The following is a 22140-nucleotide window of genomic DNA, read 5'->3' on the forward strand; positions in this document are numbered from 1 at the left end:
GTCACAACGGGACGCGCAGCGCTCCGTCGATGAGTTCGGCGGCCTCCGCCGTGCCGGCACAGCCGCTGCGCACCAGGTGCTCGCGCACGGCGCGCAGTCTGTCCCGCAGCCGCTGGGACTCCATGCCGCGGGCCTCCTCGGCCATCCGCACGGCGGTGACCACCGCCTTGTCGGCGTCGCCCCGGCGCAGCTCGATCGTGCTGAGCATGGCGAGGCGGTGCACCCGGCCGCGGTCGTGGGCGGGGGTGTCCACGGCCGCCGCGGCGTGCTCCTCGGCGGCGGCCAGCTCGCCGAGGCTGAGCAGCGCCTCGGCCACCTGGACGTTGACCAGGCCCGGCTGGACGTAGTCGGTCTCCTCCGGCTCGTGGCCGCGCCGGATGCGCTCGGCGGCCTGTTCCGCGCGCCGGATGCGGGACAGCGCGCCGGCGCCGTCGCCGAGGCGGGCGTACGCCTTGGCCTGCATCGCGTAGAGGTCGGAGGCGAGTGCGGGCGTGATGTGCCGGCCGGCGGCGCGCAGCGCGGCCTCGGCGAAGGCGACGGCCTGGCGGTGCTCGCGCATGAACAGCGACTGGTTGACCAGCAGCGCTATGACATAGGCCCCCAGCCCGCGGTCCCCGCTGGCCTTGGCGAGCCGGAGCGCCTGGTGGAAGTAGCGCTGGGCGAGCCCGTGCGCGTCGGAGTCGTAGGCGCAGATGCCCGCGACGGCCACCAGGGCGCCGGTCGCCCGGTGCAGCCGGCGGCCGGTGGCGTCGGTGTAGGCGCCGCGCAGCAGCGGGGCCGTCTCGGCGTTGAGGAAGCCCACGACGCGGCCGCGGGTCGCCACGCCGCCGGCCTTGCGGTACATCTGCTCGTAGTGCGCGCGGGCCGCGCGCAGCGTCTCGATGTCCGACGGCGTGACCCGGTGCCGGCCGCCCCGGGAGACGTCGGTGTCCTCGGGCGGGTTCTCCCACTCCCACACCGGCATGACCGCCGGGGTGCCGGTCACGGCGGGCGCGCCCAGCACGTGCGGGCGCTGCTGCTCGTCGGAGCGCCACAGGGCGGTGGCCCGTTCGACGAAGCCGGACAGGGAGGCGCCCTGCGGGGCGGTCGGTCCGCCGGGTACGCCCAGACCGATGTCGTCGAGGGTGACGGGCCGGCGCAACCGGGCGGCCAGAACCTCGCAGATCAGGTCGGGGACCTGGCCGCGGGGCCGCTGGCCCTTCAGCCATCTGGCCACGGCGGTGTGCTCGTAGCGCAGTTCGAGACCGCGCGCCCGGCCCGCCTGGTTGACGTGCGCGGCGAGACCCGCGTGCGAGATCCCCGCTTCGTCCAGGATCGCGTCGAGCAGAGTGTTGGGCTGCATCTCGGGCCCCCCGGTGGCTCGGTGCGGGACAGCGTAGTGCGGTGGTCTTCACACGGGGTGTGAACGGAGCGCGCGCGTCCGGACCGTGTGCGCGCTGTCGCGGAGAGTCGGCGACCGGTTGACTGAGGTGCCTCGTCAAGAGGCCGGACGGGCCGTCGTCTCCCCCCTCACACAGTGCGGCGGCCCGCTGCGACGCCGCCCGCTCCGCCGCCTGCCCGGCGATCCGTGGCGGGGCGGGCGGCTGCTCCGGGACGGGCCCGGGGCCTGTCGTCACGTTGCCGTCGTCGTACGAAGGGCGGCTCCCGCGGCCTGCGGGGCGTGCTCGCTCGGAGGGCCGGGAGGAGCGCCGGGCGGAGGTCCTGTGCCCGAGCCCGACGCACCCGGGCTTTCGCCGGGTGCGGCGAGCGGGGCCCCTGCTCGATGGGCTCGGGGAGCGTGCCGGGCGTCGCGGGGCGGACGGGCATGTGGCGTCGGGCCCTTGAGCCCGGTGCTACGAACGGCAGCCCGGGCGGTGCCGCTCGTTGCGGAGCACCAGGACGGCGGCGTCGTCCGCGGGCCGGTGCCCGACGTGCCTGAGGAGCGGGATGAACACCGCGCGCAGCACCGACTGCGAGGTGACCGGGCCCGCGCGGGTCGCCTCCGTGAGGACCGTCGTCAGCGGGAAGAAGCGGCCCCGGGCGTCCCGGGCGTCCGCCACCCCGTCGGTGTAGCAGACCAGCGTCTGTCCGGGCTCCAGCCGGCCCAGGTCCGCGACCGGCAGGTCGGCCGGCAGGGGGAACGCGCCCAGGGGCGGCAGCGGGTCGGTCCCGGACACCGGCTCGGCCTCCCCCTCGCTCAGCCGGTACGGCCAGGGGTGGCCGCAGTCGAGGGCGCTCAGGGCGCCGTCGTCGCCGATCTCCAGCAGGAGCACGGTGACGAAGTCCTCGGCGACCGGGTGATCGGGGCCCCGGGTACGCAGGTGACGTGCCAGGGCCCGGTCCAGTCGGCGGAGCACGCCGGCGAGTTCGGGCTCGTCGTGGGCGGCCTCGCGAAAGCTGCCGAGCACGGCGGCGACGGTCCCGAGGGCGGCCAGACCGTGTCCTCGCACGTCGCCCATCACCACGCGTACGCCGTGCTCGGTGGCGATCACCTCGTACAGGTCGCCGCCGACGGCCGCGCCCCGGTCGGCGGACAGCTGGGCCGCCGCGAGGCCGAGCCCGGCGAGGTGCGGCGGCAGGGGGCGGAGCAGCACGCTCTGCGCGGCGCCGGCGACCGCGCGGGCCCGGCGCAGTTCGTGCAGCATGGCCCGCCGCGCGTGCAGGACGAGGCCGGTGCCCACGGCCAGGAACACGGCGCCCGGCCGCACTCCGCGCGGAGCCCCAGCCCTGATGCGGATCATGACCACGGCCCCCCATGAGGCGCTGACAGCGCGGACCGGCCCCGCGGGACCGGTCCGATTGTGTCGACCGCGCCCCCGCCCAGGGCCGGATCCCCGACAGTTCTCACCCGAATGAGTGAGCACTGCCCGGTAGCGCGTCGACGCAGGTCGCGGCCGTGGCCGCGGGTGCCGGTGACCGGAACCCGCGTCCGTGGCGGACGCGCCGGGGGCTCCTTCGTCCGGATCGGGCCGGGTCGGGGAAGCCCGAGCCCGGCCCGATCCGAACGGGGTGCCTCAGCTGCGCAGCACCGCCCCGGTGCGCTCGGCGGCCAGCGCCACCGCCGCGTCGCGGGCCGCGGATGCCTCGTCGACCGTCAGGGTGCGGTCGGGGGCGCGGAAGCGCAGCGCGTAGGCCAGCGACTTGCGGCCGTCGCCGAGCTGCTCGGCGTTCTCGTAGACGTCGAACAGCCGGATGGACTCCAGCAGTTCGCCGGCGCCCTCGCGCAGCGCGGCCTCGACCTCGGCGGCCGGGACCGGCTCGTCGACCACGAGGGCGACGTCCTGCGTGGCGACCGGGAACGCGGAGATCCGCGGCGCCCGGGCGACGCCGTTGCCGGCCTGCTCCAGCAGGTCGAGCTCGACCTCCATCGCGCAGGTGCGCTCCGGCAGGTGCATCGCCTTCACGACCCGCGGGTGCAGTTCGCCGGCGTGGCCGACGAGGGTCTCGACGCCGTCCACCTCGGCGTACAGCGCGGCGCACCGGCCGGGGTGCCACGGGGCGTGCTGGTCGGCGCGGACGCGCAGCTCCGCGCCGGCCTCCCGGGCCACGATCCGCGCCGCCTCGACGGCGTCCGCCCAGTCGGACGGGCGGCCCTTGCCCCACCAGCCGGCCTGCTCACGGGCGCCGGTGAGCACCACGGCGGCCCGGCGGGGCTGGCGCGGCAGCGCGCTGTCCAGGGCGGCCAGCTCCTCCTCGGTGGGCCGGCGGTCGGCGGACAGCCGGGCCGGTACCTGCTCCTGGCCGGTGGGCCGGAAGACCAGACCGGTCTCGAACAGCGCCAGGTCGTGGCTGCCGCGCCCGTCGTTGCGGCGCAGCGCGCCGAGCAGGCCCGGCAGCAGCGTCGTACGGAGGGCGGGCTCCTCGTCGGAGAGCGGGTTGACGAGGGTGACCACGGTGCGCCGCGGGTCGTCGGCGTCGAGCCCGAGCTGGTCGAGGGCGGCCTCGCCGACGAACGGGTAGTTCAGCGCCTCGACGTATCCGGCGCCGGCCAGCGCGCGGCCGACGCGGCGGTGCAGCCGCTGCCGGTGGGTCAGGCCGTGGCCGGGCAGCGGCCGGGGCAGCGTGGAGGGCAGGTTCTCGTAGCCCTCCAGCCGGATGACCTCTTCGGCGAGGTCGTTCGGCTCGGCCAGATCGGGCCGCCAGGACGGGGTGGTGACGATCAGCTCGTCCTGGCCGTAGACGTCGCACCCGATCTGCTGGAGCCGGCGTACGACGGTCTCCCGGCCGTAGGCGACGCCCGCGACCTTGTCGGGGTGGTCGGCCGGGACGGCGATGGTGCGCGGCGCGGAGGGCGCGACGACCTCGGTGACCCCGGCCTCGGCGGTGCCGCCGGCCAGGAGCACCAGCAGGTCGACGGTGCGCTGGGCGGCGGCGGAGGCGGCCTGCGGGTCGACGCCGCGCTCGAAGCGGCGCGAGGCCTCGGAGGTCAGCCTGTGCCGGCGGGCGGTGCGCGCGATGGCGACCGGGTCGAAGTGGGCGGCCTCGATGACGACCTCGGTGGTGGTGCCGTCGATGTCGTCGATCTCGGAGTTGGCGCCGCCCATGACGCCCGCGAGGCCGATGGGGCCGCGGTCGTCGGTGATGACCAGGTCCTCGGGGGACAGCGTGCGGGCGACGCCGTCGAGGGTGGTGAGCCGCTCGCCGCGCTCGGCCCGGCGCACGCCGATGGCCCCCTGGACGCGGGAGCGGTCGTAGGCGTGCAGCGGCTGGCCGAGCTCCAGCATCACGTAGTTGGTGATGTCGACGGCGAGCGAGATCGGGCGCATGCCCGCCTTCTGCAGGCGGCGCTGGAGCCAGATCGGGGAGCGCGCCTCGGGGTCGAGGCCGGTCACCGTGCGGGCGGTGAAGCGGTCGCAGCCGAACGGGTCGGAGATCTGCACGGCGGGCCCGAACGCGTTGGGCGCCGGCACGTCGAGCAGGGCCGGGTCGAGCAGCGGACGGCCGTAGGCGATCGCGGCCTCGCGGGCCACGCCGCGGATCGACAGGCAGTCGCCGCGGTTGGCGGTGACGGCGATGTCGAGGACCTCGTCGACCAGCTGGAGCAGTTCGATGGCGTCGCTGCCGACCTCGTGCTCGGGCGGCAGCACGATGATGCCGTGGGCGCCGTCGTCGCCCATGCCCAGCTCGTCGCTGGAGCAGATCATGCCGTGGGACGTCTTGCCGTAGGTCTTGCGCGCGGAGATCGAGAAGCCGCCGGGCAGCGTGGCGCCGGGCAGCACGACCACGACCTTGTCGCCGACGGCGAAGTTGCGGGCGCCGCAGACGATCTCCTGGGGCTCGCCGGTGCCGTTGGCCCGGCCGACGTCGACGGTGCAGAACCGGATCGGCTTCTTGAAGCCCTCCAGCTCCTCGATGGTCAGCACCTGGCCGACGACGAGCGGCCCCTTCAGGTCGGCGCCGAGCTGCTCGACGGTCTCGACCTCTAGGCCGGCCGAAATGAGCTTGGCCTGGACGTCGCGCCCGGTCTCCGTCGCCGGCAGGTCGACGTACTCCCGCAGCCAAGAAAGCGGGACCCGCATCAGATCTCCATCCCGAACGGCCGGGTGAACCGGACGTCACCCTCGACCATGTCTCGCATGTCTTCGACGTTGTGGCGGAACATCAGCATCCGCTCGATGCCGAACCCGAAGGCGAACCCGCTGTACTTCTCGGGGTCGACGCCGCAGGCGGTCAGCACCCGCGGGTTGACCATGCCGCAGCCGCCCAGCTCGATCCAGCCCTCGGACGAGCAGGTGCGGCAGGGCCGGTCGGGGTTGCCGACGGACTCGCCGCGGCAGACGTAGCAGACCATGTCCATCTCGGCGGACGGCTCGGTGAAGGGGAAGAAGTTCGGCCGCAGCCGGGTCTTCATGCCCTCGCCGAACAGCGACTGGACCATGTGGTCCAGGGTGCCCTTGAGGTCGGCCATGGTCAGCCCCTCGTCCACCGCGAGCAGCTCGACCTGGTGGAAGACCGGGGTGTGGGTGGCGTCCAGCTCGTCGGTGCGGTAGACGCGGCCGGGGCAGATCACGTAGACCGGCAGCTCGCGGCCCATCAGGGAGCGGATCTGCACCGGCGAGGTGTGGGTGCGCAGCACGACGCCCGATTCGGCGCCCTCGGCGCCCCGCACGAAGAAGGTGTCGTGCTCGCTGCGCGCCGGGTGGTCCGGGCCGATGTTCAGGGCGTCGAAGTTGAACCACTCGGCCTCGGCCTCGGGGCCCTCGGCGACCTCGTAGCCCATGGCGACGAAGATGTCCTCGATGCGCTCCGAGAGCGTGCTCAGCGGGTGCCGGGCGCCGGCCGGCACGCGGTCGTAGGGCAGCGTGACGTCCACGGCCTCCTCGACCAGGACCCGGGCGTCGCGCTCGGCCTCCAGCTCGGTCTGGCGGGCGGCGAGGGCCTTGTTCACCGCGCCGCGGGCCATGCCGACGCGCTTGCCTGCGTCGGCCTTGGCGTGCGGGGGCAGGGCGCCGATCTCGCGGTTGGCGAGGGCCAGCGGGGAGGCCGGGCCGGTGTGGGCGACCTTCGCCTCGTGGAGCGCGTCGAGGGAGTCCGCGGCGGCGAAGGCGGCGAGCGCCTCGTCCCGCATGCGCTCGATCTCTTCCGGTTTCAACGCCTCGACCTCGACAGGGTCGTACGACTTATTGGGTGCCGACATCTCTTCCCGTGCTTCCGATTGTCCCCCAGCTAACGCTGGGAGGTGCCCCCAGGCTGACAGTCCCCGTCACCGACTCGTGGACACTCCGTCTTCAGTGGTGGGACACAAAGGTGCCAAAGGCCGAGTCTAACGGGGCTGGGGTGAGCGGGAGCGCCCGTGGGTCCTCGGCGGATGCTCAGAGCAGGTGTGCCGGGGTGCCCACGGGCAGGGTAAATCGGAACCGGGCGCCGCCGCCGGGGGCGCGTCCCACCGTGATGGCGCCGCCGTGGGCCTCGACGATGCCCTTGACGATGTAGAGCCCGAGGCCGGTTCCGCCGCGCTTGCTGCCCCGCCAGAAGCGGGTGAAGACGCGGTTCATGGACTCCTCCGGGATGCCGGGCCCCTCGTCGCTCACCGTGACCGACGTGGCTGCGTTCTCCCCGTCGTCCCCTTCTCGTGGGGACGCCGCGGGCGTGACGTCTATGGTGACGGTTCCCTCGCCGTGGCGCACCGCGTTTTCGATGAGGTTGCTGAGCACCTGGTCGATCTTGTCGGGGTCGGCCCACAGCTCGGGCAGCGGCTGCTCGACCCGGACGAGGAACCGGTCGGCGGGCTGGCCGGCGGCGACGTAGGCCTGGATGTGCCGGCCGACGGCGGCCCCTATGTCGACGAGCTGGCGGCGCACCTCCAGACGGCCGGAGTCGATGCGGGAGATGTCCAGCAGCTCGGCGATGAGCCGGGTGACGCGGTCGGCGTCGGCGTCGACGGTCTCCAGCATCAGCCGCTTCTGGTCGTCGGTGAACCTCTCCCACTTGGCCAGCAGGGTGGCGGTGAAGCCCTTGACGGAGGTCAGCGGCGAGCGCAGCTCGTGCGCCACGGTGGCGATCAGCTCGGCGTGGCTGCGCTCGGTGCGGCGGCGGGCCTCGGTGTCCCGCAGGGAGACGACCACGCGGCGGACCGGGCCGGTGGGGCGGGCGCGGACGTACTTCGCGGACACGAGGACTTCCCGGCCGCCGTGCAGCAGGAGGTTGCGCTCGGGCTGGCCGACCCGGGTGGCGAGTCCGCCGTAGGGGTCGGTCAGCTGCCACCAGCGGCGTCCCTCCAGGTCCTCTAACGGCAGCGCCTTCTCCAGGCGCCGGCCGAGGGCCTGCTCGGCGGGGACGGCGGTGATGCGGGCGGCGGCGGCGTTGAAGCACACGACGCGGCCCTCCTCGTCGGCGATCACCAGCCCGTCGGGCAGGTCGTCGGGGTCGACGCCGAGCCCGGTCGGGTCGGGGGACGGGGCCGGGCCGGGGGGGCCGAGGTCTCCGGGCGGGGGCCGGTCGTCGGGCCGGCTGCCGTCACCGGGCGGGGGCCGCTCGTCCGGCGGCGGGGCCGGGACCGCGGGCCGGGCAGGATCGCCGGACCCGACCGGAGGACCGGCGGGGGCGGACGTCTCGGGCCGGGACGGATCGCCGGAGCGGGGCGTGGGTGGTCGTCGCGTCTCGCGCGCGTCCCGTGCGCCGCTGGTGCCGACACTCATCCCCTTACCCCACCTCTCAGCCGGTGCAGCAGGCCCCCGAACTGGTCACCCTACTAGCTCTGGGTGACGGAGCGGCATCCTCCCGGGGCGCGCTGGGCGCGGGCCGACGCGTAGAGGCACACGGCGGCGGCGGTGGCGAGGTTCAGGCTCTCGGCCTTTCCGTGGATCGGGACGCGGACGACCGCGTCGGCGAGGGCGCGGGTCTCCTCCGGCAGGCCCCACGCCTCGTTGCCGAACACCCAGGCGGTGGGGTCGCCCATGGCGCCCTTGTCGAGCTCGTCGTCGAGATCGTGCGGCCCCGCGCCGTCGGCGGCCAGGATGCGCACGCCGGCCGACTTGAGGCCGTCGACCGCCCGTGCCACGGGGACGCCCACGGCGACGGGCAGGTGGAACAGGGAGCCGACCGAGGCGCGTACGGCCTTGGGGTTGTACAGGTCGACGGAGGCGTCGGTCAGCACCACCGCGTCGGCTCCGGCGGCGTCGGCGCAGCGCAGCACGGTGCCGGCGTTGCCGGGATCGCGCACGTGCGCGAGGACGGCGACGAGACGCGGCCGGGCGGCGAGGATCTCCTCGAACGGCGTGTCGAGGAAGCGGCAGACACCGACCAGGCCCTGCGGGGTGACCGTGGTGGAGATGTCGGCGATGACCTCGTCGGCGGCGAGGTGGACACGCGCTCCGGCGGCGCGGGCCTCCCCCACGATGTCGGCGTACCGTTCGGCGGCCTCGATCGTGGCGAACAGCTCCACGAGGGTGGCGCCGCCCGCCGCGGTCCCGCCCGGTTCGCCGGCCCGGTGCGCCGCCGCCTCCCGCACGGCCTGCGGCCCCTCGGCGAGGAACAGCCGCTCCTTCCCCCGGAAGTTCCGCTTCGCCAGCCGCCGCGCGGCCAGCACCCGGGTGGACCGGGGGGAGATGAGGTCAGGGGTGGCGGGGGCCATGGGGAGATTCAACCTTCGGTTAGGGAGCTTTCCGCCTCGACGGCGGCCGGCCACCGCGGTTCTCCGGCGGTGCCGGACGACCCGGGCGCCACGCGGCGCACACACCACGGACCCGCAGGCAGAGCCCGCGGGTCCGTTAGGTCACGTCGGCCTGGACCGGCGCGGCGTCAGGCGGCCTTCGGCGCGTTGACGTCGCTCGGCAGAGCCTTCTGGGCGACCTCGACGAGCGCGGCGAACGCGTTCGCGTCGTTGACGGCCAGCTCGGCCAGGATCTTGCGGTCGACCTCGACGTTCGCGGCCTTCAGACCCTGGATGAAGCGGTTGTACGTCATGCCGTTGGCGCGGGCCGCGGCGTTGATGCGCTGGATCCACAGCTGACGGAAGTCGCCCTTGCGCTTCTTGCGGTCGTTGTAGTTGTAGACCAGCGAGTGGGTGACCTGCTCCTTGGCCTTGCGGTACAGACGCGAGCGCTGACCGCGGTAGCCGGAGGCCTGCTCGAGGATCGCCCGGCGCTTCTTGTGGGCGTTGACTGCCCGCTTGACGCGTGCCACTTTGATTAACTCCTTGTAGCGGGGCCGCGGTTGTCGTCACACGGCCCGGAAACGATTGGGTCCCGGTCTCGACGTGGGGCGCGCCGGATCAGTGGATCGGGCGCCGCCGCGTCACTTGCCGAGAAGCTTCTTGATCTTCGCGGCGTCGCCCGGGGCCATCTCGGCGTTGCCGGTGAGGCGACGCGTCACGCGGGACGACTTGTGCTCGAGCAGGTGGCGCTTGCCGGCGCGCTCACGGAGCACCTTGCCGGAGCCGGTGACCTTGAAGCGCTTGCTGGCACCGCTGTGCGACTTGTTCTTCGGCATAGCGCCGTTCTCTCCTCGTCGGTGGCGCTCCGGTGCCCGGTCGCGAAAACCGGGCACGGTGGAGCGTCGCTCTTGTATCGGTTACGTCCTGGGACACGGGGCCCCAGGGGGGTCACGCCTCGGCGTGCTCCTCGGCGGGCTCCTCGGCAGGCGCCTCGACGTCCGCGGCGTTCTGCGAGCGGCCGGGGTTGGCCTTCGCGTCGGCCTTGCGGGCCTCCTGCGCCTGGCGGGCCTCGGCCATCGCCTCGGTCTTCTTCTTGTGCGGACCGAGAACCATGATCATGTTCCGGCCGTCCTGCTTCGGGTTCGACTCGACGAAACCGAGGTCCTGGACGTCCTCCGCGAGCCGCTGCAGCAGCCGGTAGCCCAGCTCGGGCCGGGACTGCTCGCGACCACGGAACATGATCGTGATCTTGACCTTGTCGCCCTGCTTGAGGAACCGGACGACGTGACCCTTCTTGGTGTCATAGTCGTGCGGGTCGATCTTCGGCCGGAGCTTCATCTCCTTGATGACCGTGTGCGCCTGGTTCTTGCGCGCCTCACGGGCCTTCATGGCCGACTCGTACTTGAACTTCCCGTAGTCCATGAGCTTGCACACGGGCGGACGGGCGTTCGCCGCGACCTCGACCAGGTCCAGGTCGTACTCCTGCGCAAGCTCCAGTGCCTTGGCCAGCGGGACGATGCCCACCTGCTCGCCACTGGGACCGACAAGTCGCACCTCGGGAACGCGAATCCGGTCGTTGATGCGGGGCTCGGCGCTGATGGATCCTCCTCGGTAGCACCACGCGACGGTCTGGCGGACAGCCGCGTACGTCTCTGTTCGATAGACCTAACCGCGCCGAAGCACGAAAAATGCCCCGGACGATCACAGGCGGGGCTCCTCGAACTACCGGAGCGACCGCCGCGAAGGTCGCGGGGCGCGCTGTCCGACGGACCGACGTCACGAGGACGGGACCGTCTGACCGGTGACCCGCCGCCCGGAAGGCGGTCGGGTGGGAGTTCGAAAACCTCCACTTGTGGGCCGGGCGCGTGAGCCGTGGGGCATACGTGTCCGACCGGTCGTTACACAAGGTTAGCAGGAACGGTCGGGAAGGGCTAACCGGGGCGGGGCGGGCCACCGTGCGGGACGGGGCCGCGCTGCACCTATCGTGTGGGTCATGAGTGAGACCCCCTCTGAGAACCCCTCGGAGAGCCCCGAGACCCCCGGCGCCGCCGACTTCGACGCCATGACCCGCGACATCGCGGAGGTTCCCGCGGTCGAGGTGATCGTGACGGTCGCCGTCAACCTGATGAGCGCGGCCGCCGTGAAGCTCGGCCTGACCGACGAGGGCGACGCGTACAAGGACCTCGACGAGGCCCGCAAGCTGGTGACCGCGCTCGCCGGCCTGCTGGACGCGAGCGCGACCGAGATCAGCTCCTTCCACGCGGCGCCGCTGCGCGACGGCCTGAAGTCGCTGCAGCTGGCGTTCCGCGAGGCCTCGCTGGTCCCGGACGAGCCGGGGCAGGGCCCGGGCGAGAAGTACACCGGCCCGGTCTACGGCTGACCTACTCCCGCACGTACAAGGGCTCGCCCGGCGGCGTCGCCCCGGCCGGCAGCAGCGCCAGGTCGAGGCCGCGCACCAGGCGGGCCCTCAGTGTGCCGCTGGCGGCCAGCCGTTCGGCGACGGCACGGGCGACGTCGGCCGGGGCGGTCGCGGCGGCCGGGTCGAGGACCAGGGCGAGGGTGCCGTCGGCCGTCCCGGGGCCGAGGTGGGCGCGCAGCACGGCCGGCTCGGCGGCCACCGCCTCCCGCACGGCCGCCGACACCGCCGGGTCGGCGAGGGGGTCGGCCGTGGTGCGGCCCTCGGCGAGGGCCAGCAGCGCCGAGCCGGTCAGTTCGAACGCCACCGGCCCGGCCAGGTCCAGCACCACGGTGTCCGCCTTCTCGTGCGCGGCGGCCTCCAGTGCCTGGTGCAGGCGCACGGCCACCGGGCGGGCGGCCGGGTCCCAGCGGGCCAGGGACTCGGTGGAGGTGAAGGCGGGCAGGGCCGTGCGGTGACCGGCCTTGAGGGTCGGCACCGCCATGTCGCTGGTCTTCTCGCGGCGCAGCCCGCTCTCGTCCTCCTCGACCTCACCGAGCACGGCCACGACCGGGACGAGCAGCCGGGCGTCCCGCAGCGCCCGCAGCACGGGGTCCACGGCGCCGCGGTCCTCGGCCCAGGCGGCGAGCGCGGCGCTCAGGCCGGGGTCGGCGGAGCCGTCGTCGTCGGAGAACCCGGAGTCGGGGATGTTCTTGTTCGCCACGGCCCCGACCCTATCCGGGGCCGTTCACGGAGTTCTCAGGGTCCCCTGACCTCCGTCTCACACCGGTCCCACGGCACGCACAGTCACCGCCGGCAGCATCGCGGGCATGGAGTCCCCGTCCCCCGCATCCCGCGCCGGATCCCGCACCGCCGCCCTGCCCCGCCGGTCCCGCCGGTCCCGCCGGGCCGGCCGCGCGCGCCGGTCCCGCCGGTCCCGCCGGTCCCGGCGCGGGCCCCTCCTGGCCGCCGTTCTCGGGTGCGTCGTCGTGGTGGGCGCCGCCGCGGCGGGCGCCGCGTTGGTGAAGGCTCGGGCGCACTTCGCCGGGCCTGAGACCGTATCGTCGTCCGCGAGGCGGACGGCGGCGGCGGACGGGAGGACGTCGGTGGATGCGGTGACGGAGCCGGCGACGGACCGTACGGCGCTGCTGGCCACGGCGATGAGGTCGGTGGCGGTGGCGGACGGCGCCGCCGTGTCCGTGGCCGTGCTCGACCTGGCCTCCGGGGAGGGCGCCGGGTACGGGGACGGCCTGTTCGACACGGCGAGCATCGTCAAGGCCGACATCCTGGCGGCCCTGCTGCTCCAGGCGCAGGACGCGGGGCGGTCGCTGACCGCGCGGGAGAGGGCCTGTGCCACCGCGATGATCGAGGAGAGCGACAACGACTCCGCGTCGGCGCTGTGGCGGGCCATCGGCGGGGCGGACGGTCTGGACGCGGCCAACCGGCGGTTCGGGCTGACCGGGACCTCCGGCGGCCAGGGCACGCTGTGGGGCCTGACCCGGACCACGGCGGCCGACCAGCTCGTCCTGCTCAAGCAGGTGTTCGGTGAGGACTCGAAGCTGACCGAGGGCTCGCGGACGTACCTCCAGGGGCTGATGGAGCGGATCGCCGAGGACCAGGACTGGGGCGTGTCGGCCGCGGCCGACGGCTCGGCGTGGGCCCTGAAGAACGGCTGGCTGCCGCGCAGCACGACCGGTCTGTGGGTCGTCAACAGCATCGGACGGGTGACGGCGGGCGGCGACGACTACCTGGTGGCGGCGCTCTCGAACGGCAACGCGACGAAGGAGAAGGGCGTGGCCCTGGTGGAGGCGGCGGCGCGGGCGGCGGTGTCGGTCTTCGGCGACGGCACCTGAGGCCGGTCCCCGGCCCGGTGCCGGTGGTCCTCGGCCCGGTGCCGGTGGTCCTCGGCCCGGTGCCGGTGGTCCTCGGCCCGGTGCCGGCGTTCCGCGGCCGGCCGGGGCCTCCGGCGGGGCCCGCCGTGCGTACTACGGCCGGAACTCCCCGTCGGCCGGTTCCTCGCGGCGGCCGCGCCGCCACAGCACCGCCGCGCCGAGCAGCAGTGCTCCCCCGGCGCCGCCGGCGAGGGGGCCGGCCCACCCCGTGGTGGCGTGCTCCGCCTCGGGGGCGTCGGGGCCGGGACCGAAGTACTTGTCGCCGTAGGCCGCCACGCGCAGGCCCTGCGGCTGGAGGCGGCCGGCGGCCCGCATGGCGGCGACGGGGTCGATCATGCCGAAGCCGCGGGAGTCGTCCCGGCCGCCGACGGGGGCGTCACGTGCCGTGTCCTCCAGGAGTTTCTTGATCTGCGCGGGTGCCAGGCCGGGGTGGGCGGCCCTGACCAGCGCGACGGTGCCGGAGACGAAGGCGGAGGCCGCGCTGGTGCCCCAGCCCTCGTAGTACTTGTGGTCCGGGTCGGCGATGACGATGCCGACGCCGGGCGCGCTGACCGCCGCGTACCAGCGGCGGGTGGAGAAGTCGGCCCGGGTCCCGTTGCGGTCGACGGCGGTCGCGGCGATCACTCCCGGATAGGCGGCCGGGTAGGAGACGTGGTCGCCCTTGTCGCCACCGTTGCCGGCCGACGCGACGACGACGGCGCCCTTCCTCAGCGCGTACTGGACGGCCTCGTCCTCGGCGGGCTCCGGGTGCGCGGAGTCGGAGTCGTCGCCGAGCGAGAGGTTGATGACGTCCGCGCCGTGGTCGGCGGCCCAGCGGATGCCCTCGGCGAGGGCCTTGCCGCGCGTGGTGCGGGCCCGGGCGCGGGCCGGGTCGTCGTCCTCCAGGATCACCCGGACCGGCAGGATCCGGGCCTCGGGGGCGATGCCCATGACGCCGTCGGCGTCGCCGGGGCCGTGGCCGTGCCCGGCGATGATGCCGGCCATGGCGGTGCCGTGCCGGGCCCAGGCGCGGTCGCCGGGCCGGGCGCCGAAGCCGATCAGGTCCTTGGTGGGCAGGACGTTGCCGGCCAGGTCGGGGTGGCCGGACTCGACACCGGTGTCCAGGACGGCGACGGTGACGCCCTCGCCCTTGGTGGTCTGCCAGGCCCGCTGGGTGTTCAGGGCGTCCAGGGCCCACTGCTGGTCGCGGATGCCGTCGGCGTGCGCGGCGGTGGCCGGGAGGAGCGCCAGGGAGGCGGCGAGGAGCACGCTGACGGCCGTGCTCCGGCGGGTGACGGCGAAGGGAGCGGCGGCGGCCCGGGGGGCGCCCGGGTCTGTGGCGGCGGGGGCTTTCACGAGGGCTTCTCCGTGGCCGGTGCGGCGGTCTTGCGAAGGCTCCGTTCGATGCGGTCGGCGAGGCCCTGCGCCTCGTTGCCGAGGCCGGCCTGGGCGGGGGCCGTGGTGGCGCCGGCTCGCGTCGCGTCGGCGGCGGGCTGCGGGGCGCCCACGGTGCGGCCGTCGGCCCAGCCGGAGACGGCGTAGACGACCACGGGGGCCTCGGTCAGCACGGAGACGGTCCAGGACGCGCGCTGCTCGTCCCCGAAGGCCGCGGCGACGGTGCCCTTGGCGGCGTACGGGCGCGGCAGGAGGTCGGTGCGCCGGCCCAGACCCTCGTTCTGGAACCGGGCGGCCAGGGCGCTCATGGCGGGGGCGTCGGCCTCGGTGAAGAGCAGGCCGACGGTGGTGACGTAGCTCTGGGTGGCGTCGGTGTAGGTGGCGCGCAGTAGGCGGGCGCAGCCGACGGGGGCGAGGGCCTGGCCCAGCGGCGGGTCGAAGGCGCCCGCGCAGCCGCTGTCCGGGGCGACGGCCACCCGGGTCCAGGTGCGGTCGGCGCCGCCGGGGCCGGCTCCGACGCCCCGCACCGTGGGCGGGAACAACTGGTCCACGGGCGCGTTGTGCCACAGCGCGGCGGCGGTGGCGAAGGAGTCGGCCGCGCCGGCCCGCGCTGACTCCCCGGCGAGCCGGCTCCCGGTCACCGCGCCGCCGATGAGCCCGAGCCCAAGGACGAGGCACACGGCCGCCGCCGCGGCCCGCGGCCGGCTCCGCGCTCCCAGCGCCCGTCCCCGCCCGCGCTCGTGGTAGCCCTCCGGCTCCCCGAGGACCACGAAGGGCCGCGCGGCGCCCGGGGCGGCCGGGGCACCCGGGGCAGCCGGACCTCCGGCGATGCCCGCAGTGCCCGCGGACCTCCAGGACCGGGCCGGGTCGGGGGGCGCGCCGGGCGTGCGGGGCCGGTGGGCGGGGACGGGACGCAGGCGTGTCGTATCGGGGTCGGTCCCGGCGGGCGCGTCGCCGGTACGGCCGGTCGCCGGCTCGGGCTCGGTACCGCGGGCCGCCACGGCGCCCGCGGGCCCTGCGACCGGTGTGCCGGCCGTACCGGCGACCGGTGTGCCCGGGTGCGGTACCGGAGCCGACGGCGCGGTGGTGCGGCGTGCGGAGCCCGCGGGCCGGCGCCCCGCCCGCGGCGGCACGGTGCCCGGCGCGGTGCGGTCGGCGTCCTGGACGGGGTTCGCCGGCCTGGGCGCGGGGTCCGGGGGCGGGTCCGGGAAGCCGCCCCCGGACCGGCCGCCGTACCCGGCGGACCTGCCGGACCCGTCGTACCCGGCGGACCTGCCGGTGTCCGCGGTCCGGGGCGTGCCCGGACGGCCGGCGGCGCCCGGCGTTCCCGCCGGGGCCGGCGGGCTGCCCGGACGACGGTCCGGCGAGGCGTCGACGCGTCCGGCCGTCGGCGGGGCGTCGGGGAACCGGGCGGAGGCGGGCGGTGGGGGTGGGGTCGGCTGCTCCGGGACGCGGCTGCCCGCGGGCCGTGAGCCGGGGAGGCGGGGGCGGCCGTCCGGGGCCGGTGCGACCGGGCCACCGGCCGTGCGGAGCGAACCGGGCACCTGCCTGCCGGGACCGGGCGCGCCGCCGGACGCGAGATCGTCGGCAGCGCGTGCGACATCGGCCGCACGGGCACCGGCGGCACGCGCGGAATCGGACGCACGATCGTCGGCGGCGCCCGCCGAGTGGTCGCCCGCCGGGCGGTCGCCCGCGTCGTCGGTCCGGCTCGGCGGGCCGCCCACGGAGCCCGGCAGAGCGGCGGAATGGGCCGGTTCGCCGGGACGATGGGACGGCCTTGGCGGCAGTGGCGGCGGCGGTCCGGCCGGGCGCGGAGGTACGGGGCCCCGGCGCGCTTCCGTGCTCATGCACCCCCCGTTTCCCCGAACCCGGGCCGCTTCCTCGGCCGCCCTCGCTGCCCCGCCCGGTGCCGACGCGTCGTCACCGGGCACGCATACCCGTACGAACGAAGTGCCATCCCGGCCCGTCTCCGCGGCCGGTCCCGTCGCGCCGTCCCGTCGTACGTGCGCGTCACTCTACGGGCTGAATCCGGGTGGGCGGGAACTCGCTCGGCGGGCCCGGGGCATCTGCCCGGAACGTCCCCCTACCCTGCGGTAATCCTGTCTGGCAGGCTTCGCTCATGACTGCGCGTGCCGCCGACCGGGCCCGGTACGACCGGGCCACCGCCCACCTCGACGCCCCTGTGGCGATCGTGGATCTGGAGGCCTTCGACGCCAACGCCGACGACCTCCTCCGCCGGGCCGGGGGCAAGCCGGTCCGGGTGGCCAGCAAGTCCGTGCGCTGCCGGGCCCTGCTGGAACGCGTCCTCGCGAAGGACGGCTTCGCCGGTGTCATGTCGTTCACCCTCGCCGAGTCGCTGTGGCTGGCGCGTTCGGGGTTCGAGGACGTCCTGCTCGCCTACCCCTCCGCCGACCGTGCCGGGTTCGCCGAGCTCACCGCCGATCCCGAACTCGCCGCCGCCGTCACGGTGACGGCCGACGACCCGGCCCAGCTCGACCTGATCGACGCCTCTCGCGGCGGGGGACGCGAAGTCGTCCGGATCTGCCTGGAGTTGGACACCTCGCTGCGGCTGTTCGGCGGGCGGGTGCGGGTCGGCGCGCGCCGTTCACCGCTGCACTCCCCGGTCCGGATGGCCGAGTTGGCCCGTACGGTGGCGCGGCGGCCGGGGTTCGAGCTGGTGGGGATCATGGCGTACGAGGGGCACATCGCGGGGGTGGGCGACGCGGTGGCCGGACGGCCGCTGCGCTCGCGCGCGATCCGGCTGATGCAGACGGCCGCCCGCCGTGAACTGACGGACCGGCGGGCGGCCGTGGTGCGGGCGGTCCGGGCGGTGGCGCCGGACCTGGAGTTCGTCAACGGCGGCGGCACGGGCAGCGTCCAGCACACCGCAGCCGAGGACGCGGTCACCGAGATCGCCGCCGGTTCCGGGCTCTACGTCCCGCGTCTCTTCGACAACTACTCGTCCTTCCGGGGGCGTCCGGCGGCCTTGTTCGCCCAGCCCGTCGTACGCCGCCCGGGCGTCGGTGCCGTCACGGTCCTCGGCGGCGGCTACCCGGCCTCCGGCGTGGCCGGGCCGGACCGGCTGCCGGTGCCGTACCTGCCCGAGGGGCTGCGCTACGACCCCCAGGAGGGGCCCGGCGAGGTGCAGACGCCGCTGCTCGGCTCGCCCGCCGACGACCTGCTGATCGGCGACAAGGTGTGGTTCCGGCACGCCAAGGCGGGCGAGCTGTGCGAACGGTTCGACACGCTGCACCTGGTCGAGGGCGACCGGGTGGCGGCGTCCGTTCCGACGTACCGGGGCGAGGGCCACACGTTCCTCTAGCACCGCGACAGGCAACGTTCACCCCGTCGCGCCCGACGGCCGACCTGCACGGGTGCGGGGCGAGGAGGACGGTGTGACCGGGCGACCGCGGGGCCTGAGACGCGGAACCGGCGGCGCTACCCCGTCCCCGTCCGGGTCAGGGACAGCAGCTCGCGGGCCGGGCCCACCGGGCGGTGGCCCGTCGGCCAGACCGCGCGCAGGTCCCGCCGCAGGGCGACGCCCGCCACCGGGATGGTCACCAGGCGGCGCAGTGACAGTTCGTCGCCCACCGCCAGTTCGCTCAGCACCGCCGGTCCCGCTCCGCTCACGGCGGCGGCCTTCACGGCGGTCGTGGAGGACAGCTCGATCAGCGGACGGGCCAGGCCGCCCAGCGCCGCGTCCAGGACCTGCCGGGTGCCGGAGCCCGTCTCCCGCAGGATCAGCGGCGTCGCGGCCAGTTCCGCCGCGTCCACGGGCCGTCGGCGGCGGGCCCAGGGATGGGCGGGGGCGGTCACCACGGTCAGCCGGTCGTGGGCGATCACCACGGAGTCCAGGCCGGCCGGCACCGACACGCCCTCCACGAAACCCAGGTCCGCCTCGTCCGCCAGCAGGCGCTCGGCGACCGCCGCCGAGTTCCCGGCCAGCAGCGACACCGCCGTGTCCGGCCGCCGTGCGCGCAGCGCGAGCAGCCAGCCGGGCAGCAGGTACTCCGCGATGGTCATGCTGGCCGCCACCCGCAGCCGCGAGTCCCGCCGGTCGCGCAGCGCCTGCGCCCCCGCGTCGAAGGCCTCCGCCGCCTCCACGACCCGCCGTGCCCAGTCCGTCACCAGGGCGCCCGCGTCCGTCAGCCGCGACCCGCGCGGTGAGCGGTCCACCAGCGCGAGGCCGAGCTGCCGTTCCATGGAACGGATCCGACTGCTCGCCGCCGGCTGGGTGATGCCCAGTTCCCGTGCCGCACCACCCAGGCTCCCCAGCCGGGCCACCGCCAGCAGCAGTTCCAGCGCGCCCAGGTCCGGCACCCGGTGCGCCAGCGTCGCCGCGGGCGGCCGCACCGCCCCGCCGCCTGCTTCCACCTCCGGCCTCCTCCGCCTGCTCATAAACTCAGCTTATGCCCTGATAGAGACAAACCCCCTGGTGGGGGCCCGGACTCCGCGAAAGCGTGATCCCCATGGTCACCGCAGCGCATTCCCTGTCCCTCCCGGCCGCGCCCCGGCTGCGCGTCCCGGCCGTGCGTCACCTCGGCCCCAACTGGTACGGGTCCGTCATGGGCACCGCCGCCGTCGGCACGGCGGGCGCCGCGCTGCCGGTCCACGTGCCCGGGCTGCGCACCGTGTGCACCGCGGTCTGGGCCCTCTCGCTCCTCTGGCTGACCGTGCTGCTGGGCGCCCGCGCCCTGCACTGGGCCCACCACCGCGACCAGGCCCGCGCCCACCTGCTCGACCCGGCCGCGGCTCCGTTCTACGGCTGTCTGGCCATGGCGCTGCTGGCCGTCGGCGGCGGCGCCCTGTCCGTGGGCCGGGACTGGATCGGCGGCACCGGCGCGCTCGCCCTGGACACGGTGCTGTTCACCGCGGGCACGGCCGTCGGACTGGTGGCCGCCGTGGCGGTGCCGTACCTCATGGCCGTGCACCACCGCATCGAACCGCACCAGGCGGGTCCGGTGTGGCTGCTGCCGGTCGTCGCGCCGATGGTGTCCGCGGCCCTCGGACCCGCCCTCGTCCGGCACCTGCCGGCCGGGCAGGCCCGCGAGACGCTGCTGCTGGGGTGCGTGGCGATGTTCGGGCTGAGTCTGCTGGCGACGCTGGCGCTGCTGCCGCTGGTGCTGGGACGGCTGCTGATCGCCGGACCGCTGCCGCTCGCCCTCACCCCGACGCTGTTCCTGGTCCTCGGCCCGCTCGGCCAGTCCACCACCGCCGTCGGCGCCTTCGCGGACGCGGCCCCCGGCGTCGTGGCGGCCCCCTACGGCACGGGGTTCGCGGTGTTCGCCCTGCTCTACGGGGTCCCCGTGATGGGCTTCGCCGTGCTCTGGTTCGTCTTCGCCGTCGCCCAGGTGCTGCGCGCCGGCCGGCGGGGCATGGGCTTCGCGATGACCTGGTGGTCCTTCACCTTCCCCGTGGGCACCTGCGTGACCGGCGCCTCGGCACTCGCCCGGCACACCCACCTCGCCGTCTACGACACCCTCGCGGTCGGTCTGTACGCCGTCCTCGTCACCGCCTGGGCCGCCGCCGCGGTGCACACCGTCCGCGGGCTGGTCAGCGGAGCGCTGCTCGCAGCGCCTCGCCCAGCACCCGCGGAGCCTCGGCCAGCGACGGTCCGTACCAGGTCAGGTGCCGGCCGCTGACCAGGGCGCAGGGCAGGCCGGGGAAGGCCTCCGGCCCGTCGTCGGCGGTGAAGCGGTAGGGCTCGTCCGGCAGTACGACGACGTCCGGGGCCGCCGCCCGCAGCTCGTCGACGGGGACGCGCGGGTAGCGCTCGGCGTGCTGGGCGTGGAGGTGGTCGACGCCGAGGCGGGCCAGCACGTCACCGGCGAAGGTGTCCCGGCCGAGCACCATCCACGGCCGCCGCCAGACGGGCACCACGGCGGTCGCACGGCGCCCGGCGGCGGTCCCCGGGGGCTCGACGGCCGGCGGCGCCGACCAGGCGGCCTCCGCCTCGTCCAGCCAGCGCGGCCGGCCCGCCGCGCCGCACGCGGCCAGCACCCGCGCCAGCTCGCCGAACGCCTGCGGCACCTCCCGCACCTCCGTGACCAGCACCTCGAGGCCTGCCGCGCGCAGGGCGTCGAGGTCGGGGCCGCGGTTCTCCTCCTCGTTGGCGATCACCAGATCGGGGGCGAGGGCGGTGATCCGGTCCACGTCGGGGTTCTTGGTGCCGCCCACGCGGACCACGTCGAGGCCGGCCGGACGGCAGCACCAGTTCGTGCCGCCCACGAGGACGCCGGGCAGCGTCACCGCGACCGCCTCGGTGAGCGAGGGCACGAGGGAGACGACCCGCATCAGCGGGTCCGGTCCTGCACCGCCTCGATGTGCTCGGCCACCGCGACCACGATCACGCGCGTGTCCGGGACGGTCGCCCGCCAGCGGTGGCGGACCCCGCCGGTGAGGTACATCGTGTCGCCGCGCGCCAGCCGGTAGGCGCGGCCCTCCGCCTCGATCTCCACCGCGCCGTCGGCGACGTACATCAGCTCGTCGTTGCGGTGCTGGAACTCCCGGCCGGCGTCGTGGTCGCCGGTGAACTCGGAGGCGTGCAGCTGGTGGTGGCCGCGCACCAGGGAACGCACCCGGGGTTCGGGCCGCAGTTCTGCGACCTCGGCGCGCACGACGTCGACGCTGCACGCCGGGTCGGCCGCGGCCAGCAGTTCCACGGCGGTGGTGCGCAGGGCGTCGGCGACCTTCTCCAGGGAGCTCCTGCTGGGGCGGGCCCGGTCGTTCTCGATCTGGCTCAGGAAGGGCACCGACAGGCCGCTGCGCTCGGCCACGACGGCGAGGGTGAGGTCCAGCGCGCGCCGCCGCCGCCGTACGGCCGCGCCCACGCGAAGGGGCTGTTCCTTGTTGTCGCCCATCGCTGCGGCTCCCTCCTTCGCCCGCCGGTCCGCTGTCCGCGGGCCCGTTTCCGGGCGGACCGCTCCTGATGACTTCTCTGCACCCTACGCATGTTCGGCAAACCGTTTCACGTGGGCGTCATATTGCGGTAAGGATCCCGTGGGGCCGACCTCATGGTTCGCGCCAGTGGATCAGGGCCGCCCGGGGCAGGGTCCGGGCCCGCAGGGCGTCCCGGGGCGACCGCCCGCGAGCGCGGGCGACGGTCCGGGCCCCCGGCGCGGCCCGATCGGCGCCGGCGGTGCACCGGGGCCCACGCGACGGCGGCCGGCCGGGGTGTGGGGATGGCTCTCCGTGGTTGGCCTGATTCGTGTTGTCGGCGGACGCGACCGCTCCGCGCCCCCGCGCATGAGGGCGGGGCGGGGGGGGGGGGGGGGGGGGGGGGGGGGGGGGGGGGGGGCGCCGGGGGGGGGGGGGTTCAGTTGGTGGGTGGTTGTCGGAGTGTGGTGATGGCGGAGAAGACGCAGGTGTTGTGCTGGACGGCGGTGGTGAGGATGCGGTGTTCGTGG

At 75.4% G+C, this 22140-nt stretch carries 19 protein-coding genes; 4 read left to right on the forward strand and 15 right to left on the reverse strand.

Features of this window, described 5'->3' with window-relative positions; translation table 11 throughout:
- Window position 1 precedes the first annotated feature (1 nt).
- From ACF061_RS33215 to infC, 9 genes are all read right to left on the reverse strand, one after another.
- Window positions 2-1342 carry a transcriptional regulator gene (locus ACF061_RS33215; RefSeq protein WP_392270718.1) on the reverse strand — a complete coding sequence of 447 codons (1341 nt, stop codon included), beginning with the start codon at window positions 1340-1342 and terminating at the stop codon, window positions 2-4.
- Between the two features lie 490 nt (window positions 1343-1832).
- Entirely contained in the window at window positions 1833-2720 is an 888-nt protein-coding gene (locus ACF061_RS33220) for a PP2C family protein-serine/threonine phosphatase (protein WP_392270719.1), read from the reverse strand.
- A 273-nt stretch (window positions 2721-2993) separates the two neighbouring features.
- Window positions 2994-5498, reverse strand: coding sequence for a phenylalanine--tRNA ligase subunit beta (gene pheT, locus ACF061_RS33225; protein WP_392270720.1), 2505 nt, complete (start codon window positions 5496-5498; stop codon window positions 2994-2996).
- Window positions 5498-6616 carry a phenylalanine--tRNA ligase subunit alpha gene (gene pheS, locus ACF061_RS33230; RefSeq protein WP_392270721.1) on the reverse strand — a complete coding sequence of 373 codons (1119 nt, stop codon included), beginning with the start codon at window positions 6614-6616 and terminating at the stop codon, window positions 5498-5500. The genes pheT and pheS overlap by 1 nt, the downstream gene beginning before the upstream one ends.
- A 175-nt stretch (window positions 6617-6791) precedes the next feature.
- Window positions 6792-8117, reverse strand: coding sequence for an ATP-binding protein (locus ACF061_RS33235; RefSeq protein ID WP_392270722.1), 1326 nt, complete (start codon window positions 8115-8117; stop codon window positions 6792-6794).
- Between the two features lie 53 nt (window positions 8118-8170).
- Entirely contained in the window at window positions 8171-9052 is an 882-nt protein-coding gene (locus tag ACF061_RS33240; protein ID WP_392270723.1) for a TrmH family RNA methyltransferase, read from the reverse strand.
- 167 nt (window positions 9053-9219) lie between these two features.
- Window positions 9220-9603 (reverse strand): 50S ribosomal protein L20, encoded by a 384-nt coding sequence (gene rplT, locus ACF061_RS33245; protein ID WP_030381833.1) that lies wholly within the window; start codon window positions 9601-9603, stop codon window positions 9220-9222.
- Between the two features lie 111 nt (window positions 9604-9714).
- Window positions 9715-9909: a 50S ribosomal protein L35 gene (rpmI, locus tag ACF061_RS33250; RefSeq protein WP_004933563.1), complete on the reverse strand. Its 195-nt coding sequence runs from the start codon at window positions 9907-9909 to the stop codon at window positions 9715-9717.
- 112 nt (window positions 9910-10021) lie between these two features.
- Complete coding sequence (gene infC / locus ACF061_RS33255) at window positions 10022-10672, reverse strand: translation initiation factor IF-3 (RefSeq protein WP_392270735.1); 651 nt, start codon at window positions 10670-10672, stop codon at window positions 10022-10024.
- 394 nt (window positions 10673-11066) lie between these two features.
- On the opposite strand from infC, the gene ACF061_RS33260 reads away from it, so the two are divergent.
- The gene (locus ACF061_RS33260) at window positions 11067-11453 is read left to right on the forward strand and encodes a DUF1844 domain-containing protein (protein WP_392270724.1); all 387 of its coding nucleotides are present in this window, start codon (window positions 11067-11069) and stop codon (window positions 11451-11453) included.
- Window position 11454: 1 nt separating this feature from the next.
- Here ACF061_RS33260 and ACF061_RS33265 read toward each other — a convergent pair whose 3' ends face one another.
- Complete coding sequence (locus ACF061_RS33265; protein WP_392270725.1) at window positions 11455-12192, reverse strand: SseB family protein; 738 nt, start codon at window positions 12190-12192, stop codon at window positions 11455-11457.
- Window positions 12193-12346: 154 nt separating this feature from the next.
- Between ACF061_RS33265 and ACF061_RS33270 the strand changes: the two genes are divergently transcribed.
- Window positions 12347-13321 (forward strand): serine hydrolase, encoded by a 975-nt coding sequence (locus tag ACF061_RS33270; RefSeq protein WP_392270736.1) that lies wholly within the window; start codon window positions 12347-12349, stop codon window positions 13319-13321.
- A gap of 132 nt (window positions 13322-13453) precedes the next feature.
- Here the strand turns inward: ACF061_RS33270 and mycP are convergent, their stop codons facing one another.
- Together mycP and ACF061_RS33280 are read right to left on the reverse strand one after the other, a co-directional pair.
- A complete protein-coding gene (gene mycP / locus ACF061_RS33275) occupies window positions 13454-14608 on the reverse strand; it encodes a type VII secretion-associated serine protease mycosin (protein WP_392270737.1) in 1155 nt (384 codons plus the stop codon).
- An 83-nt stretch (window positions 14609-14691) separates the two neighbouring features.
- Window positions 14692-15414 (reverse strand): hypothetical protein, encoded by a 723-nt coding sequence (locus ACF061_RS33280; RefSeq protein ID WP_392270726.1) that lies wholly within the window; start codon window positions 15412-15414, stop codon window positions 14692-14694.
- 1439 nt (window positions 15415-16853) lie between these two features.
- Between ACF061_RS33280 and ACF061_RS33285 the strand changes: the two genes are divergently transcribed.
- On the forward strand, window positions 16854-18056 hold the full coding sequence (locus tag ACF061_RS33285; protein ID WP_392270727.1) for an amino acid deaminase/aldolase: 1203 nt from the start codon (window positions 16854-16856) through the stop codon (window positions 18054-18056).
- A gap of 116 nt (window positions 18057-18172) precedes the next feature.
- Here ACF061_RS33285 and ACF061_RS33290 read toward each other — a convergent pair whose 3' ends face one another.
- Window positions 18173-19132: a LysR family transcriptional regulator gene (locus ACF061_RS33290; protein ID WP_392270728.1), complete on the reverse strand. Its 960-nt coding sequence runs from the start codon at window positions 19130-19132 to the stop codon at window positions 18173-18175.
- A 71-nt stretch (window positions 19133-19203) separates the two neighbouring features.
- Between ACF061_RS33290 and ACF061_RS33295 the strand changes: the two genes are divergently transcribed.
- Complete coding sequence (locus ACF061_RS33295; RefSeq protein ID WP_392270729.1) at window positions 19204-20376, forward strand: TDT family transporter; 1173 nt, start codon at window positions 19204-19206, stop codon at window positions 20374-20376.
- Here the strand turns inward: ACF061_RS33295 and ACF061_RS33300 are convergent.
- On the reverse strand, window positions 20288-21028 hold the full coding sequence (locus ACF061_RS33300; protein WP_392270730.1) for a helical backbone metal receptor: 741 nt from the start codon (window positions 21026-21028) through the stop codon (window positions 20288-20290). The genes ACF061_RS33295 and ACF061_RS33300 overlap by 89 nt on opposite strands.
- Complete coding sequence (locus ACF061_RS33305; RefSeq protein WP_392270731.1) at window positions 21028-21594, reverse strand: helix-turn-helix domain-containing protein; 567 nt, start codon at window positions 21592-21594, stop codon at window positions 21028-21030. Before ACF061_RS33305 ends, ACF061_RS33300 begins: the two co-directional genes overlap by 1 nt.
- Between the last annotated feature and the right edge of the window lie 546 nt (window positions 21595-22140).

Source organism: Streptomyces sp. NPDC015220 (assembly GCF_043079345.1).
Taxonomy (GTDB): Bacteria; Actinomycetota; Actinomycetes; order Streptomycetales; family Streptomycetaceae; genus Streptomyces.

Bases quoted from the DNA above. Each gene is read 5' to 3' on its own strand.
- ACF061_RS33215 (WP_392270718.1), bottom strand. From the start codon at position 1,342: ATGCAGCCCAACACTCTGCTCGACGCGATCCTGGACGAAGCGGGGATC.
- ACF061_RS33220 (WP_392270719.1), bottom strand. From the start codon at position 2,720: ATGATCCGCATCAGGGCTGGGGCTCCGCGCGGAGTGCGGCCGGGCGCC.
- pheT (WP_392270720.1), bottom strand. From the start codon at position 5,498: ATGCGGGTCCCGCTTTCTTGGCTGCGGGAGTACGTCGACCTGCCGGCG.
- pheS (WP_392270721.1), bottom strand. From the start codon at position 6,616: ATGTCGGCACCCAATAAGTCGTACGACCCTGTCGAGGTCGAGGCGTTG.
- ACF061_RS33235 (WP_392270722.1), bottom strand. From the start codon at position 8,117: ATGAGTGTCGGCACCAGCGGCGCACGGGACGCGCGCGAGACGCGACGA.
- ACF061_RS33240 (WP_392270723.1), bottom strand. From the start codon at position 9,052: ATGGCCCCCGCCACCCCTGACCTCATCTCCCCCCGGTCCACCCGGGTG.
- rpmI (WP_004933563.1), bottom strand. From the start codon at position 9,909: ATGCCGAAGAACAAGTCGCACAGCGGTGCCAGCAAGCGCTTCAAGGTC.
- ACF061_RS33260 (WP_392270724.1), top strand. From the start codon at position 11,067: ATGAGTGAGACCCCCTCTGAGAACCCCTCGGAGAGCCCCGAGACCCCC.
- ACF061_RS33285 (WP_392270727.1), top strand. From the start codon at position 16,854: ATGACTGCGCGTGCCGCCGACCGGGCCCGGTACGACCGGGCCACCGCC.
- ACF061_RS33290 (WP_392270728.1), bottom strand. From the start codon at position 19,132: ATGAGCAGGCGGAGGAGGCCGGAGGTGGAAGCAGGCGGCGGGGCGGTG.
- ACF061_RS33295 (WP_392270729.1), top strand. From the start codon at position 19,204: ATGGTCACCGCAGCGCATTCCCTGTCCCTCCCGGCCGCGCCCCGGCTG.
- ACF061_RS33300 (WP_392270730.1), bottom strand. From the start codon at position 21,028: ATGCGGGTCGTCTCCCTCGTGCCCTCGCTCACCGAGGCGGTCGCGGTG.
- ACF061_RS33305 (WP_392270731.1), bottom strand. From the start codon at position 21,594: ATGGGCGACAACAAGGAACAGCCCCTTCGCGTGGGCGCGGCCGTACGG.